The 15,631-nt window shown below is 41.6% G+C and carries 16 protein-coding genes, 1 tRNA gene and 1 pseudogene; 16 read left to right on the plus strand and 2 right to left on the minus strand.

The genetic code is table 11. The features are described 5' to 3' along the window. Positions 1–235: 235 nt before the first annotated feature. Positions 236–309 (minus strand) — tRNA-Ile (locus ACMJ0U_RS11990). A 162-nt stretch (positions 310–471) separates the two neighbouring features. On the opposite strand from ACMJ0U_RS11990, the gene ACMJ0U_RS11995 reads away from it, so the two are divergent. The 4 genes from ACMJ0U_RS11995 to ACMJ0U_RS12010 are packed head-to-tail and all read left to right on the plus strand — an operon-like array spanning position 472 to position 6,601. Further along, positions 472–3,099 (plus strand): calcium-translocating P-type ATPase, PMCA-type, encoded by a 2,628-nt coding sequence (locus ACMJ0U_RS11995; protein ID WP_417130125.1) that lies wholly within the window; start codon positions 472–474, stop codon positions 3,097–3,099. After that, positions 3,096–3,719, plus strand: coding sequence for an HAD family hydrolase (locus ACMJ0U_RS12000; protein ID WP_007559400.1), 624 nt, complete (start codon positions 3,096–3,098; stop codon positions 3,717–3,719). Before ACMJ0U_RS11995 ends, ACMJ0U_RS12000 begins: the two co-directional genes overlap by 4 nt. Then, on the plus strand, positions 3,720–4,652 hold the full coding sequence (gene ribF / locus ACMJ0U_RS12005) for a riboflavin biosynthesis protein RibF (protein WP_417130126.1): 933 nt from the start codon (positions 3,720–3,722) through the stop codon (positions 4,650–4,652). A 59-nt stretch (positions 4,653–4,711) separates the two neighbouring features. Next, positions 4,712–6,601: a DEAD/DEAH box helicase gene (locus tag ACMJ0U_RS12010; RefSeq protein WP_417130127.1), complete on the plus strand. Its 1,890-nt coding sequence runs from the start codon at positions 4,712–4,714 to the stop codon at positions 6,599–6,601. A gap of 35 nt (positions 6,602–6,636) precedes the next feature. Here the strand turns inward: ACMJ0U_RS12010 and ACMJ0U_RS12015 are convergent. Beyond that, a pseudogene (locus ACMJ0U_RS12015) lies at positions 6,637–7,618 on the minus strand (glycoside hydrolase family 43 protein). A gap of 179 nt (positions 7,619–7,797) precedes the next feature. Here ACMJ0U_RS12015 and ACMJ0U_RS12020 point away from each other — a divergent pair. From ACMJ0U_RS12020 to rpsC, 12 genes are all read left to right on the plus strand, one after another. Further along, complete coding sequence (locus ACMJ0U_RS12020) at positions 7,798–8,121, plus strand: DUF3467 domain-containing protein (RefSeq protein ID WP_007559395.1); 324 nt, start codon at positions 7,798–7,800, stop codon at positions 8,119–8,121. Between the two features lie 186 nt (positions 8,122–8,307). Continuing rightward, positions 8,308–8,715, plus strand: coding sequence for a 30S ribosomal protein S12 (rpsL, locus tag ACMJ0U_RS12025; RefSeq protein ID WP_007559394.1), 408 nt, complete (start codon positions 8,308–8,310; stop codon positions 8,713–8,715). Positions 8,716–8,863: 148 nt separating this feature from the next. After that, positions 8,864–9,340, plus strand: a complete 477-nt coding sequence (gene rpsG / locus ACMJ0U_RS12030; protein WP_417130128.1) for a 30S ribosomal protein S7 — start codon at positions 8,864–8,866, stop codon at positions 9,338–9,340. A gap of 31 nt (positions 9,341–9,371) precedes the next feature. Continuing rightward, positions 9,372–11,489 (plus strand): elongation factor G, encoded by a 2,118-nt coding sequence (fusA, locus tag ACMJ0U_RS12035; protein ID WP_417130129.1) that lies wholly within the window; start codon positions 9,372–9,374, stop codon positions 11,487–11,489. A gap of 94 nt (positions 11,490–11,583) precedes the next feature. After that, positions 11,584–11,889: a 30S ribosomal protein S10 gene (rpsJ, locus tag ACMJ0U_RS12040; protein WP_002558075.1), complete on the plus strand. Its 306-nt coding sequence runs from the start codon at positions 11,584–11,586 to the stop codon at positions 11,887–11,889. 21 nt (positions 11,890–11,910) lie between these two features. Next, positions 11,911–12,528 carry a 50S ribosomal protein L3 gene (gene rplC / locus ACMJ0U_RS12045; protein WP_005844847.1) on the plus strand — a complete coding sequence of 206 codons (618 nt, stop codon included), beginning with the start codon at positions 11,911–11,913 and terminating at the stop codon, positions 12,526–12,528. Continuing rightward, positions 12,528–13,154: a 50S ribosomal protein L4 gene (gene rplD / locus ACMJ0U_RS12050; RefSeq protein ID WP_007838944.1), complete on the plus strand. Its 627-nt coding sequence runs from the start codon at positions 12,528–12,530 to the stop codon at positions 13,152–13,154. Before rplC ends, rplD begins: the two co-directional genes overlap by 1 nt. A 21-nt stretch (positions 13,155–13,175) precedes the next feature. After that, positions 13,176–13,466: a 50S ribosomal protein L23 gene (rplW, locus tag ACMJ0U_RS12055; RefSeq protein ID WP_005844851.1), complete on the plus strand. Its 291-nt coding sequence runs from the start codon at positions 13,176–13,178 to the stop codon at positions 13,464–13,466. A gap of 5 nt (positions 13,467–13,471) precedes the next feature. Next, positions 13,472–14,293 carry a 50S ribosomal protein L2 gene (gene rplB / locus ACMJ0U_RS12060; RefSeq protein ID WP_005844853.1) on the plus strand — a complete coding sequence of 274 codons (822 nt, stop codon included), beginning with the start codon at positions 13,472–13,474 and terminating at the stop codon, positions 14,291–14,293. Between the two features lie 22 nt (positions 14,294–14,315). Further along, entirely contained in the window at positions 14,316–14,585 is a 270-nt protein-coding gene (gene rpsS / locus ACMJ0U_RS12065) for a 30S ribosomal protein S19 (RefSeq protein WP_002558070.1), read from the plus strand. A 36-nt stretch (positions 14,586–14,621) separates the two neighbouring features. Next, positions 14,622–15,032, plus strand: a complete 411-nt coding sequence (rplV, locus tag ACMJ0U_RS12070; RefSeq protein ID WP_005844856.1) for a 50S ribosomal protein L22 — start codon at positions 14,622–14,624, stop codon at positions 15,030–15,032. A gap of 6 nt (positions 15,033–15,038) precedes the next feature. Beyond that, positions 15,039–15,631 (plus strand): 30S ribosomal protein S3 (gene rpsC / locus ACMJ0U_RS12075; RefSeq protein WP_417130130.1); only part of this gene is annotated, 593 nt, incomplete at its 3' end.

Below are 15,631 nucleotides of genomic sequence, written 5' to 3' on the forward strand. Positions count from 1 at the left end.
ATGAATCTTTTGAGCAATGTATATCGAATATAGTTTGCTCAATCCAAAAACAAATATACCAATTTTCTTGATTATATTACTCTAATCCAATAGAAAAAGCATATAAAATTCTCTGCAATCCGATGGAATTTCAAAAGGTCACGGGGATAGAGTTTCGCTTTGAAAAGGTCACCTGAGGGTCACCAATAAAAGAAAAAGCACCTACAAAAACTTTGTAAGTGCTTGATTTCTAACGTGGACCAGCCTGGGCTTGAACCAGGGACCTCCAGATTATGAGTCTGTTGCTCTAACCAACTGAGCTACAAGTCCGGTATTCCAAAGGAAATCATTTGGAAATGCGTTGCAAAAGTAATGGTTTGAGTTGAAATCTGCAATATCTGGTTAGAAAAAAATGATAAAAAAAACTAATGGAACAGATGCTTGCAATATATATTGTATTTTTGCCGACATTAATAATTAATTATCAGACGTATGTCACACAACGCACAAGATTCTCGTTTTAAAGGGTTAACTGACCAGGAAGTTCTTCAAAATCGTCAAAAATATGGGGTGAATCTGTTGACTCCTCCCAAGCGGCCATCTATTTGGAAACTATATTTGGAGAAATTTCAGGATCCGGTTATTAAAGTGCTCCTCGTTGCAGCTGCTTTTTCTCTGTTAATTTCAATTATTGAGAATGAATATGCAGAGACAATCGGTATATTTTTTGCTATTTTCTTAGCTACTGGCATCGGATTTTACTTTGAATATGATGCCAATAAGAAGTTTGATTTGTTGAATGCCGTAGGGGAGGAAACTCCGGTAATGGTGATTCGTAATGGAAAGGTACATGAAATTCCCAAGAAAGATATTGTAGTAGGGGATGTGGTGATATTAAATACTGGTGATGAAATCCCGGCAGATGGAGTGTTGCTTGAAGCGGTATCGTTGCAAGTAAATGAATCCAGTCTGACTGGAGAGTTGATGGTGAATAAAACAACGGATGAAGGCCATTTTGATGAAGAAGCTACTTACCCGTCCAATTCCGTAATGCGTGGAACCACAGTAACGGATGGGCACGGCGTAATGTGTGTAGAAAGAGTGGGAGACTCCACTGAGATAGGTAAGGTGGCTCGACAAGCTACAGAGCAGAGTCAGGAACAGACTCCGTTGAATTTGCAGTTGACCAAATTGGCTAATCTGATAGGTAAAGCTGGCTTTACAATTGCCACATTGACTTTCGTTATCTTTACAGCGAAAGACTTATATGCGTATTTAAGCGTAACAGCGGTGACCGACTGGCATCAGTGGCTTGAAATAGCACGTATCGTGTTGAAGTATTTTATGATGGCTGTTACCTTGATTGTGGTGGCTGTACCTGAAGGATTGCCTATGAGTGTGACCTTGAGTTTGGCATTGAATATGCGCCGTATGCTGAAAACAAACAATCTGGTTCGTAAAATGCATGCGTGTGAAACAATGGGAGCCATTACAGTGATTTGTACAGATAAAACAGGTACGCTGACACAGAACCTGATGCAGGTGCATGATGCGCAACTGGATGAATCTCAGAAAAGCCTGATAGCAGAAGGCATAGCGACTAACTCTACCGCTTTCTTGGAAGAAAAAGAAGGGGAAGGTAAGTCAACCGGAGTAGGAAATCCTACAGAAGTGGCTCTTTTACTTTGGCTGAATGAGCAGGGAATAGATTATATCTCATTGAGAAATCAGGCGAAGACGGTAAATCAGCTTACTTTCTCTACGGAAAGAAAATACATGGCTACATTGGTAGATTCTTCTGTCTTGAATGCACGTGTGCTTTATGTGAAGGGTGCACCAGAGATTGTGATGGGAAAATGTAGCCTGGAAGAAAAACGGATTAAGCAATATAATGAACAGCTTTTGGCCTACCAGAATCAGGCTATGCGTACATTGGGAGTTGCATATAAGGTAATACCTGGAAATAGCAGTACGGATTGTGCGGAGCTGGTGAAGGAAGGCGGGTTGACATTTATGGGAATTTTTGCTATCAGCGACCCTATTCGTCCAGATGTGCCTGAAGCTGTAAAGAAATGTCAGTCGGCTGGTATTCGTGTGAAGATTGTGACGGGAGATACTCCGGGTACTGCCACAGAGATTGCACGGCAAATCGGGTTATGGACACCGGAAGATACCGAACGAAATCGTATTACTGGAGTGGAGTTCGCAGCCTTGAGCGATGAAGAGGCTTTGGAGAGAGTGGTTGACTTGAAGGTGATGAGCCGTGCACGTCCGATGGATAAACAACGTCTGGTACAGTTGCTCCAGCAAAAAGGTGAAGTGGTTGCAGTGACAGGCGACGGAACAAATGATGCGCCGGCATTGAATCATGCACAGGTGGGTTTGTCAATGGGAACAGGTACTTCTGTGGCGAAAGAGGCCAGCGATATTACGTTGTTGGATGACTCCTTCCATAGTATTGCTACTGCAGTGATGTGGGGACGTTCGTTGTATAAGAATATCCAGCGCTTTATTGTGTTCCAGTTGACCATCAATGTGGTAGCTTTGCTGAGCGTGTTGCTGGGCGCTTTTTTAGGTACGGAGCTTCCGCTGACGGTTACTCAAATGCTGTGGGTGAACCTGATTATGGATACATTTGCAGCAATGGCGTTGGCGTCTATTGCACCGAGCATGGATGTAATGAATGAAAAACCTCGCAAGCGTACTGATTTTATCATATCTCCTGCCATGCGGAACAATATATTCGGTGTGGGTGCCGGATTCTTGATTGTACTGATGGGGCTGCTGGCTTTCTTTAAGAATATGCCTGGCGGTATGGATGTGCATCATCTGACTGTCTTCTTTACGATTTTTGTCATGCTGCAGTTCTGGAACCTGTTTAATGCCAGCGTATTTGGTACGAATCATTCTATCTTTAAAGATGCCGGTCATGCGATGGGTATGTTAGGAGTGGCACTGATTATTCTGGTTGGTCAGTTCATTATTGTTACTTTTGGTGGCAAGGTTTTCCGTACAGAGCCTTTGCCTGCATTGGAATGGGCTTATATCATAGCCGGTACTTCTGTGGTACTTTGGATTGGTGAGATTTGGCGAGGAGTTAAACGGATGATGAAAAAATGAACCGGATTAAAAATATTATATTTGATTTAGGCGGTGTGCTCCTTGACTTGGATGTTAACCGTTGTATGGAACGTTTGGAGGAAGTTGGACTGCGTGAAGTGCGTCAGTGGATGACCGGAACGAATGAAAAAGGATTCTTTAAGGAGTATGAGTGTGGCACATTGACTACAGACCAGTTTCGGGATCGTATTTGCAAAGAAGTGGGGCGTGAACTTCCGGGTGAGGAGATAGATCAGATATGGAATGCTATGTTGAAAGATATTCCAGATTATAAGTTCGAATTGTTATTGAAACTTCAAGAGAACTATAAATTGTATTTATTAAGTAATACAAATGATTTGCATTGGGAGCATTGTGCTGATAAGTTCGTTTATAAAGGAATGCAGATGCTTGGTTGCTTTACGCGAGTGTTTCTTTCATATCAGATGCATTTAGCAAAGCCTGATGCTGAAATTTTTCGGACCGTATTGAAAGAGGCAGGGATTAAAGCAGAAGAAACTCTTTTTGTAGATGATTCCAAAGATAATTGTCAGGCAGCTTCTTTATTAGGGATTAAAGTTTTTCACTATGTTCCAGGAGATAATCTGGAAATACAACTTCAAAATTTCATAAGTAAATAAATGGAAATAGTTACAGGTTCTGCAAGTATAAGTCTTCCCCCATGTGTAGCGACGATAGGCTGTTTTGATGGAGTACATAGAGGACATCAATATTTGCTTGAGCAAGTTCATAATATTGCTAAGGCAGAAGGTATCGCTTCTTGTTTGATAACTTTTGCTAATCATCCTCGGCAGGTTTTGGATACTAGTTTTCGTCCTCGGCTGCTCACGTGTCTTTCCCAGAAAATAGAACGTTTTGAACAGTCTCCGATAGAGTATTGCGTGTTGTTGCCTTTCACAAAGGAGTTGTCGCTGCTATCTGCTCGTGAATTTATGAAGGTTCTGCATGAAGAATATCATGTGCAGACTCTTTTTGTAGGCCATGACCATCATTTTGGTCATAGCCGGAGTGAGGGTTTCCAGGAATATTGCCAATATGGGAAAGAACTTGGTATGCGAGTGATGCAGTCCAGAGCTTTGATGGAAGAAGGCGCTTCTGTAAGTTCTACCTTGATTCGAACTTGTCTGGGTGAAGGGAAGATAGAACTGGCAAATTTTTATTTGGGCTATAATTATTATTTGACTGGGAGAGTGGTTGACGGGCGTAAGGTGGGGCGTACCTTGGGCTTCCCGACAGCCAATATTCAGCCTTTGTGTGCAGACAAGTTGTTGCCAGCATCGGGGGTGTATGCGGTACATGTTTATTTAGGAGAAAAACGGTATGAGGGAATGTTGAATATCGGAAGCTGTCCTACCGTACACGACGATGACCAGTCGATAACCGTGGAAGTTCACATTCTGGATTTTGAAAAGGATATTTATCAGGAAACCATAAAAGTAGAGTTTGTAGACTATATACGCCCTGAAGTAAGGTTTGAGAACGTGGAAGAGCTGACGCTGCAGCTACAGCAAGATAAGAACGCCGTAAAAAAACTTTTGAGTCAAAAAGAATAAACTATTTGGCAGCATTTGAATTGTCTGTATCTTTGCAGCAAATTAGATATTTGAATTGAATGAAAACATTTGAAGAACTTGGCGTTTCGCAAGAAATACGCAAGGCGATTGAGGAAATGGGATATGAAAGTCCCATGCCCGTGCAGGAAGAAGTAATCCCGTATTTGTTGGGAAACGGCAATGATGTAGTGGCTCTGGCGCAAACCGGAACCGGAAAAACAGCCGCATTTGGTCTGCCGCTGATTCAGAAGATTGAGGTGAAAAATTGTGTGCCGCAGGCATTGGTGCTTTGCCCGACACGTGAACTTTGTCTGCAAATTGCAGGTGACTTGACTGACTACTCTAAGTATATTACAGATTTGAAGATTTTGCCAGTATATGGTGGATCTTCCATCGATAGCCAGATTCGTAGCATGAAAAGGGGGGTACACATTATTGTGGCAACTCCTGGCCGTTTGATAGACTTGATGGAGCGTAAGGTGGCTCGTCTGGGAACCGTCCGCGACGTGGTGATGGATGAGGCCGATGAAATGTTGAACATGGGTTTTACGGACAGTATAAATACAATTCTTGAGAATGTGCCTGAAGATAGAAACACGTTGATGTTTTCTGCAACAATGAGTCCGGAAATCGCTCGTATTGCTAAAACCTACTTGCACGAGGCGAAGGAGATTACTATCGGAACAAAGAATGAAGGGAGCAAGAATGTAAATCATGTGGCGTATATCGTACATGCAAAGGACAAGTATTTGGCTTTGAAACGCGTGGTCGATTTTTATCCTCAAATTTATGGGATTGTTTTTTGTCGTATGCGAAAAGAAACTCAAGAGATTGCAGATAAGCTTATACAAGATGGATACAATGCAGATTCTTTGCACGGTGAGTTGAGCCAGGCTCAACGTGATCTGGTAATGCAAAAATTCCGTCAACGCCATTTGCAGCTTCTTGTTGCAACGGATGTGGCAGCACGAGGACTGGATGTAGATAGTTTGACGCATGTGGTTAATTATGGACTGCCGGATGATACAGAAAGTTATACACACCGGAGTGGCCGTACGGGACGTGCTGGGAAAACTGGTATTTCAATCGCCATTATAAATTTGCGCGAAAAAGGTAAAATGCGTGAAATTGAGCATATCATCAAGAAAAAGTTTGAAGTTAGCGAACTGCCTACCGGAAAAGAAATTTGTGAGCAGCAGCTGATAAAGGTTATTGATGATATTGAAAAAGTAAAGGTGGATGAAGAGGAGATTGAAACTTTCCTTCCCGGGATTTATCGCAAACTGGATTGGTTAAGCAAAGAAGATTTGATTAAGCGAGTAGTTTCTCTGGAATTTAACCGCTTTTTGGACTATTATAAGAATGCGCCTGAAATAGAACAGCCTAAGGCTAATGAGAAAAAGACGGAAGCGAAAGAGTCTCGTAAGGGGGATAAGGAAAAAGTCGGCCGTAAGGCAGAAAAAGGATATGCGCGCTTATTTTTGAATTTAGGGAAGACGGATGGCTTTTATACGAATCAGATTATAGACCTGGTAAACCGTAATTTAAGGAAGGAACGTATTCAGATTGGCCGTATTGATTTGATGCAGAACTTCTCGTTTTTTGAGGTGATTCAGGAGCAGGCTCCGCAGGTAATAAAGGCTTTGAATAAAGTTGTGTTGAGTGGAGGACGTAAGGTCTGTGTGGAAGTTGCTGGGGAAAATACGGGAAAAAGCGATAAGGCTGGTAAGAAAAAGAAGGCGTCGACTGAAAAGAAGGCCGAGAACAAGCCAAAAGTGGAGAAGGCGAAGAAGCCGAGCCGGGAGGAAAGAGGGTATACTAGCCCTCGTGGTCCGAAAAAGAAAGATGACTGGAAGCAGTTTTTCCAGCAGGATAATCAGCCGTTTCGTGGAGAAGAACCTGATTTCTCAGAAGAAGGTTGGGCTAAACGCAGCAAACGCAAAAAATAAAAAAAATCCGGAGGGAATTTCCTTCCGGATTTTTTTTATTTGAAAATACCTTCTGTGGTCATTTGTATACGTCTGATACTTCCGTCTTTCTGGTAAAAAAGTGGGTAGATGCAGATGGATCTTCTAATCCACAACCATTGGGATTTATGCTTCCGTTGTGGTAGATAAAATAAGATTTTCCTTTAAAATCGATGATGGCCTGATGGTTTGTATTGGAGTTTCCTGCTATTTCGTTAAGTATACCTTTGTATTTCCACGGTCCATTGATGCTTTTACTCATGGCATAGCATATTTTTCGGGAAACTCTGAAGCAAAAGACAGGTAATACCAGTTTCCATGTTTATGCACCCAGGGAGCTTCGGTATATCTGGGAAGGTTGATGGGTTGGATTGGGCCGTCCAGCTCCGTCATGTTTTCTTTTAGTTTCGCATAGTAGCATTGTGTGTTGCCCCAAAAAAGATAAGCTTGCCCATCGTTGTCAATGAACACAGTCGGGTCTATATCATCCCATGCAATGGAGGTATACTGGGTAGTCATATCGTTGGTGATTAGTGCGCTGCCACGGGCGTCTTTAAAGGGACCCAGGGGAGAGTCGGCAACAGCTACTCCAATTGACTTCCCGGGAATAGTGGCATGTTCAACGGTTACATACCAATAGAATTTTCCATTTCGTTCGATGACCTGGCTAGCCCATGCCTCTCCTTTTGCCCACTTGAAATCAGTGGCTTTCAGGGTGTAGGCGTGTTCCGTGAAGGTCTTCATGTCTTTTGTAGAGAAAATGCACCATTCATTCATCAAATAATATTGATGAGGTGCGGGGCATTCATCATGCCCGGCATAAATGTATACAGTACCGTCATAAACCAATGCGGCGGGGTCACCCAGGTATTTATAGGAAACTATAGGGTTTTGAGTCGCTACGAAAGTAGTATCTTTTTTTGCGGCTTGTACGATGGATGAGTGTGTGACAAAAACGATGAGGGCAATAAACCCTAGAATAAATGGATTTTTCATAATATAATGATTTGATAATAATTTGAGAGCAAAGATAGCCGTTTCGCGACGTGGAAAGGTGGACAAAAAGCTTTTTGAAGTGGATTATGGGCGTACGGACTAGAAAAAGAATGTGATTTATTAGTTTACTCCGACTTTTTTCCTACATTTGCCATATAAATTCATTAAACAGTTTTATCATTATGGAAAACGAAAACAAAAATCAGCTTCAGATAGAGTTAAAAGAAGAAGTGGCACAGGGAACTTATGCAAATCTTGCAATTATTACTCATTCAAGTTCTGAATTTATTCTTGACTTTGTGCGTGTGATGCCGGGTTTGCCGAAGGCTGGTGTTCAATCTCGTATTGTAATGACTCCGGAACATGCAAAGCGTCTGATGTTTGCGTTGCAGGACAATGTGACTAAATATGAACAGAATTTTGGTCAGATTCGGATGCCTGAACAGCAAGCACAGGGTGGAAAAACTTTTGTGCCACCGTTGAGTGATTTCAAGGGGGAGGCTTAAAAAAACATAAATAACGTATTCGAAAGGCTCATTTCTCGTTTTTTTCGGGAAATGAGCCTTTTTCTTTCTAAAAACTGTTTGTCTATTAAAAAGTTATTTGTAATTTTGCAGCCCGAAATGTAGTATTTCGACAAGGATTGTAGAAACATAAAAAAATAAATATATAACAATTAAAAATCAAACAAAATGCCTACTATTCAACAATTAGTAAGAAAAGGAAGAACGGTTTTGGTTGATAAGAGTAAATCACCGGCGTTGGACTCATGTCCTCAGAGACGTGGCGTTTGCGTACGTGTTTACACTACAACTCCGAAAAAACCGAACTCAGCAATGCGTAAAGTTGCTCGTGTGCGTCTGACAAACTCTAAGGAAGTGAACTCTTACATTCCGGGAGAAGGACATAACTTGCAGGAACACTCAATCGTTTTGGTTCGTGGTGGTCGTGTGAAAGACCTTCCGGGTGTACGTTATCACATCGTTCGTGGTACACTGGATACAGCAGGTGTGGCTGGCCGTACACAGAGACGTTCTAAGTATGGCGCAAAGCGTCCTAAACCAGGACAGGCAGCTCCGGCAGGAAAGGGTAAAAAATAATCCTGGCTGAGTACAATCCTTATTAAGAAAAACTTTTATTAATTCGTTTTGGTTTGTTGGAAAAGCTTTAAGGTTGAGTAAATGCTTCAGAGGAAGCGTTGAAGTAGACAGAGATGCAGCCCCAAACTAAACATTATTATCAAACAAAATGAGAAAAGCAAAACCAAAGAAACGTGTGATCCTTCCGGATCCAGTATTTAATGATCAGAAGGTTTCTAAATTTGTAAACCATCTGATGTATGATGGAAAGAAGAATACTTCTTACGAAATCTTCTACAACGCTCTGAAAACAGTTGAAACTAAGCTTCCTGGTGAAGAAACTTCAGCATTGGAAGTTTGGAAAAAAGCTCTTGATAACGTAACTCCTCAGCTGGAGGTTAAGTCTCGCCGTATTGGTGGTGCTACTTTCCAGGTTCCTACAGAAATTCGTCCGGATCGTAAGGAGTCAATCTCTATGAAGAATCTGATTGCTTTTGCCCGTAAACGTGGGGGAAAAACAATGGCTGATAAATTGGCCGCAGAAATCCTCGATGCGTATAACGAACAGGGTGGTGCCTTCAAACGTAAGGAAGATATGCACCGCATGGCTGAAGCTAACCGTGCATTTGCTCACTTCAGATTTTAATTTAGTAAATAACTATTAAGACGAATTTAAAATGGCTAAAAATGATTTGCATTTGACCCGTAACATCGGAATCATGGCGCACATCGATGCTGGTAAGACAACTACTTCTGAACGTATCTTGTTTTATACAGGTTTGACCCATAAAATTGGTGAGGTGCATGATGGTGCTGCTACCATGGACTGGATGGAACAGGAACAGGAACGCGGTATTACTATTACTTCAGCTGCTACAACTACTTACTGGAAGTATGCTGGCAACAAGTATAAAATCAACTTGATTGACACTCCGGGACACGTGGACTTTACTGCAGAAGTAGAACGTTCACTCCGTGTATTGGATGGAGCTGTGGCTACTTATTGTGCTGTAGGCGGTGTAGAACCTCAGTCAGAAACAGTATGGCGTCAGGCTGATAAATACAATGTTCCTCGTATCGGTTACGTTAACAAGATGGACCGTTCTGGAGCTGACTTCTTCGAAGTTGTTCGTCAGATGAAGGATGTATTGGGCGCTAATCCATGTCCGGTTGTAATTCCTATTGGTGCAGAAGAATCTTTCAAAGGTGTAGTTGACCTGATTAAGATGAAAGCTATCTTGTGGCACGATGAAACAATGGGTGCTGACTATGATGTAGAAGAAATCCCTGCAAACTTGGTAGATGAAGCTCAGGAATGGAGAGATAAGATGCTCGAAAAAGTAGCTGAGTTCGACGAAGCATTGATGGAGAAATATTTTGATGATCCTTCTACAATTACAGAGGAAGAAGTAATGCGTGCTTTACGTGCAGGTACTTTGAAGATGGAAATCGTTCCGATGTTGTGTGGATCTTCATTCAAGAACAAAGGTGTACAGACATTGCTTGACTATGTATGTGCATTCTTGCCTTCTCCGTTGGATACTCCGAATATCGTTGGTACTAACCCGAACACAGGTGCTGAAGAAGATCGTAAACCGGATGAAGATGAAAAGACTTCAGCTTTGGCGTTTAAGATTGCTACTGACCCGTATGTGGGTCGTTTGACTTTCTTCCGTGTGTACTCAGGTAAAGTTGAAGCTGGTTCATATATTTACAACTCTCGTTCAGGAAAGAAGGAACGTGTATCTCGTTTGTTCCAGATGCACTCAAACAAGCAGAATCCTGTGGAAGTAATCAGTGCTGGTGATATTGGTGCTGGTGTAGGTTTCAAGGATATTCGTACGGGTGATACTCTTTGCGATGAAACTGCTCCGATTGTTCTTGAATCAATGGACTTCCCAGAACCGGTTATCGGTATCGCAGTAGAGCCTAAGACTCAGAAAGACCTTGATAAGTTGTCTAACGGTTTGGCTAAGTTGGCTGAAGAAGACCCGACATTTACTGTGAAGACTGACGAACAGACTGGACAGACAGTTATTTCTGGTATGGGTGAGCTTCACTTGGATATCATTATCGACCGTCTGAAACGTGAGTTTAAGGTTGAATGTAACCAGGGGCGTCCTCAGGTTAGCTACAAGGAAGCAATTACTAAGACTGTTGAATTGCGTGAAGTTTACAAGAAACAGTCTGGTGGTCGTGGTAAGTTTGCTGACATCATCGTTTCTGTAGGTCCGGTTGATGAAGACTTCAAGCAGGGCGGTTTGCAGTTCATCGATGAAGTGAAGGGTGGTAACGTTCCTAAGGAATTCATACCTTCTGTTCAGAAAGGTTTTCTGACTGCAATGAAGAACGGTGTATTGGCTGGTTATCCGCTTGATTCTTTGAAGGTCGTTTTGAAGGATGGTTCATTCCACCCGGTTGACTCTGACCAGTTGTCTTTCGAAATCTGTGCTATCCAGGCATACAAGAATGCTTGTGTGAAGGCAGGTCCGGTTCTGATGGAGCCGATTATGAAGCTGGAAGTTGTAACCCCGGAAGAAAATATGGGTGATGTAATCGGTGACTTGAACAGACGCCGTGGCCAGGTAGAAGGTATGGAAACTAGTCGTTCTGGCGCTCGTATCGTAAAAGCAATGGTTCCATTGGCTGAAATGTTCGGTTATGTAACTGCTTTGCGTACTATCACTTCAGGTCGTGCAACTTCTTCAATGACTTACGATCACCATGCTCAGGTTTCTAGCTCAATCGCTAAGACTGTACTGGAAGAAGTAAAAGGTCGCGTAGACTTGGTATAAAAAGAAATAGGATGGAAGCTGATGAGGACTAGCGAATGACTCTTAGTCCTCAAGCTTCTTTCCCAATATAAACAATTAATAATTTAATAAACAAATGAGTCAGAAAATCAGAATTAAACTGAAATCTTACGATCACAACTTGGTTGATAAGTCAGCAGAAAAGATTGTAAGAACTGTGAAGGCTACAGGTGCTATTGTTAGCGGTCCTATTCCATTGCCTACACACAAGCGTATTTTTACTGTAAACCGTTCGACTTTCGTTAACAAGAAGTCACGTGAACAGTTTGAATTGTCTTCTTACAAGAGATTAATCGACATCTATAGCTCAACAGCTAAGACAGTAGACGCTCTGATGAAGTTGGAATTACCGAGTGGAGTTGAAGTAGAAATTAAAGTTTAATGCATTTAAAAATTAACTGAAATGCCAGGATTATTAGGAAAGAAAATCGGAATGACATCCGTTTTCAGTGCTGATGGTAAAAATGTACCATGCACTGTTATCGAAGCTGGTCCTTGTGTAGTTACTCAGATTAAGAGTGTTGAGAAAGACGGCTATGCAGCTGTTCAGGTAGGTTTCCAGGACAAAAAGGAAAAGCATACTACCAAACCTTTGATGGGGCACTTTAAAAAAGCTGGTGTAACTCCGAAGAGACACTTGGCCGAGTTCAAAGATTTTGAAACAGAATTGAATTTGGGAGACACTATTACAGTGGAGTTGTTCAATGATGCGGCTTATGTTGACGTTGTTGGTACTTCTAAAGGTAAAGGCTTCCAAGGTGTAGTTAAAAGACATGGATTTGGTGGAGTAGGTCAGACTACTCACGGTCAGCACAACCGCGCTCGTAAACCGGGTTCTATCGGTGCATGTTCTTACCCTGCAAAAGTATTCAAAGGAATGCGTATGGGTGGCCAAATGGGTGGTGACCGCGTTACTACACATAACTTACAGGTATTAAAAGTGATTCCGGAACACAATCTTCTTTTGATTAAAGGTTCGGTACCGGGTTGCAAAGGTTCAATCGTAATAATTGAGAAATAATGGAAGTTAACGTATTAAATATTAAAGGTGAAGACACCGGAAGAAAGGTTACGTTAAACGAATCTATCTTCGGAATTGAACCCAATGACCACGCTATCTATTTGGACGTTAAGCAGTTTATGGCTAACCAACGTCAGGGAACTCATAAATCTAAAGAAAGAAGCGAAATCAGCGGTTCTACTCGTAAATTAGGTCGTCAGAAAGGTGGTGGCGGTGCTCGTCGTGGTGATATCAACTCTCCGGTATTGGTGGGTGGTGCTCGCGTGTTTGGTCCTAAACCTCGTGACTATTGGTTTAAGTTGAATAAAAAAGTTAAGACATTGGCCCGCAAGTCGGCATTGTCTTATAAAGCTCAAGAAAACGCAATCATTATTGTTGAAGACTTTACATTTGAAGCTCCAAAAACTAAGGATTTCGTTTCTATGGTAAATAATCTTAAAATTACTGACAAAAAGTTGCTTCTCGTTTTGCCGGAAGCTAATAAAAATGTATATTTGTCAGCTCGTAACATCGAACGTGCTAATGTGGCAATTGCTTCTGCATTAAATACTTACAATGTATTGAATGCTGAAACTCTTGTTGTTACAGAAAACTCGCTCAAGGCTATCGAGAATATCTTATCTTAATTTAAAAAGGAGGCTTAGATAATGGGAATTATTATTAAACCGTTGGTTACTGAGAAAATGACTGCAATTACCGAGAAGTTAAATCGATTCGGCTTTATTGTACGTCCTGAAGCTAACAAGTTGGAAATTAAGAGTGAGATTGAAGCTTTGTATAATGTTACAGTAGTAGATGTAAATACGCTAAAATACTCGGGAAAGAGTAAAAGCCGTTACACTAAGTCTGGAATCATCAATGGTCGTACGAATGCTTATAAGAAAGCTATCGTAACATTGAAAGAAGGCGATACTATTGATTTTTATAGCAATATTTAATAAAGATGGCAGTACGTAAATTTAAGCCCACAACACCGGGGCAAAGACATAAAATTATTGGTACTTTTGAAGAGATTACTGCATCGGTACCAGAAAAGTCTCTTGTATTTGGAAAGCGCTCAACAGGTGGTCGCAACAACGTTGGTAAAATGACAATGCGCTATATGGGCGGTGGTCACAAGAGAAAATACAGACTTATTGATTTCAAGAGAAACAAAGACGGTGTACCCGCAGTTGTTAAAACTATAGAATACGATCCGAATCGTTCGGCTCGTATTGCTTTGCTGTTTTATGCTGATGGTGAAAAGAGATATATTATTGCTCCTAATGGATTGCAAGTTGGTAGCACATTGATGTCTGGAGCGAATGCAGCGCCTGAGATTGGTAACGCACTTCCGCTTGAAAACATCCCCGTTGGTACTGTAATTCATAATATAGAATTACGTCCGGGCCAAGGTGCAGCTTTGGTAAGATCAGCTGGTAATTTTGCTCAGTTAACTTCAAGAGAAGGCAAGTATTGTGTGATTAAATTGCCTTCAGGTGAGGTAAGACAAATACTTAGTGCTTGTAAGGCTACTATTGGTAGCGTTGGTAACTCTGATCATGGATTGGAATCTTCCGGTAAGGCAGGTCGTACTCGTTGGATGGGGCGTCGTCCTCGCAACCGTGGTGTTGTTATGAATCCTGTTGATCACCCGATGGGTGGTGGTGAAGGACGCGCTTCAGGAGGTCATCCAAGATCACGTACAGGCTTGTATGCTAAGGGCTTGAAGACAAGAGCTCCGAAGAAACAGTCTTCTAAGTATATTATTGAGAGAAGAAAGTAATAACTGATTAATTGAGTAAATTATGAGTCGTTCATTAAAAAAAGGTCCATATATTAACGTTAAACTTGAAAAGAAAGTGCTTGCTATGAATGAAAGCGGCAAGAAGGTTGTCGTTAAGACTTGGGCTAGAGCTTCGATGATCTCGCCTGATTTTGTAGGGCACACAGTTGCAGTTCATAACGGAAATAAATTTATTCCTGTTTACGTTACAGAAAACATGGTAGGACACAAATTGGGTGAATTTGCACCGACACGTACATTCCGCGGCCATGCAGGTAATAAGAAAAAATAAGCAGGATAATCTGAAGAAATAATAAAGTAATAAATAATGGGAGCAAGAAAAAAAATATCGGCTGAAAAAAGAAAAGAAGCCCTTAAGACCATGTATTTTGCAAAGTTGCAAAATGTTCCTACTTCTCCGCGAAAAATGCGTCTCGTGGCTGACATGATCCGTGGTATGGAAGTGAACCGTGCACTGGGTGTCTTGAAGTTTTCTTCTAAAGAAGCTTCTGCAAGAGTGGAAAAACTGTTGCGCTCTGCTATTGCTAACTGGGAACAGAAAAACGAACGTAAGGCAGAAAGTGGCGAATTGTTTGTAACAAAGATTTATGTTGATGGTGGTGCAACGCTGAAAAGAATGCGTCCGGCTCCGCAGGGAAGAGGTTACAGAATTCGTAAACGTTCAAATCACGTGACTTTGTTCGTTGATTCTAAGAGTACTAATGATAATCAAAATTAAGACTAGATGGGACAGAAAGTTAATCCGATAAGCAACCGTTTAGGAATTATCAGAGGATGGGATTCTAATTGGTACGGTGGCAATGATTATGGTGATGCTTTGTTGGAAGACAGCAAAATCCGTAAATATTTGAATGCCAGACTTGCAAAAGCCAGCGTTTCAAGAATTGTTATTGAACGTACACTGAAATTGGTGACAATTACGGTTTGTACAGCACGTCCGGGTATTATCATTGGTAAAGGCGGTCAGGAAGTTGACAAGCTGAAAGAAGAGTTGAAGAAGATCACGGACAAAGATATTCAGATCAATATCTTTGAAGTGAAGAGACCTGAGTTGGATGCTGTTATTGTAGCTAATAATATCGCTCGTCAGGTAGAAGGTAAGATTGCCTATCGCCGTGCCATCAAGATGGCTATCGCTAACACAATGCGTATGGGCGCTGAAGGTATCAAAGTGTTGATTTCAGGACGTTTGAATGGAGCAGAAATGGCCCGTTCTGAAATGTATAAAGAAGGAAGAACTCCGTTGCATACTTTCCGTGCAGATATTGACTACTGTCATGCAGAAGCTTTGACTAAAGTTGGTTTGCTGGGTATTAA

It is taken from the genome of Phocaeicola sp. (assembly GCF_048170425.1).
In the GTDB taxonomy this organism is placed as follows: Bacteria; Bacteroidota; Bacteroidia; order Bacteroidales; family Bacteroidaceae; genus Phocaeicola.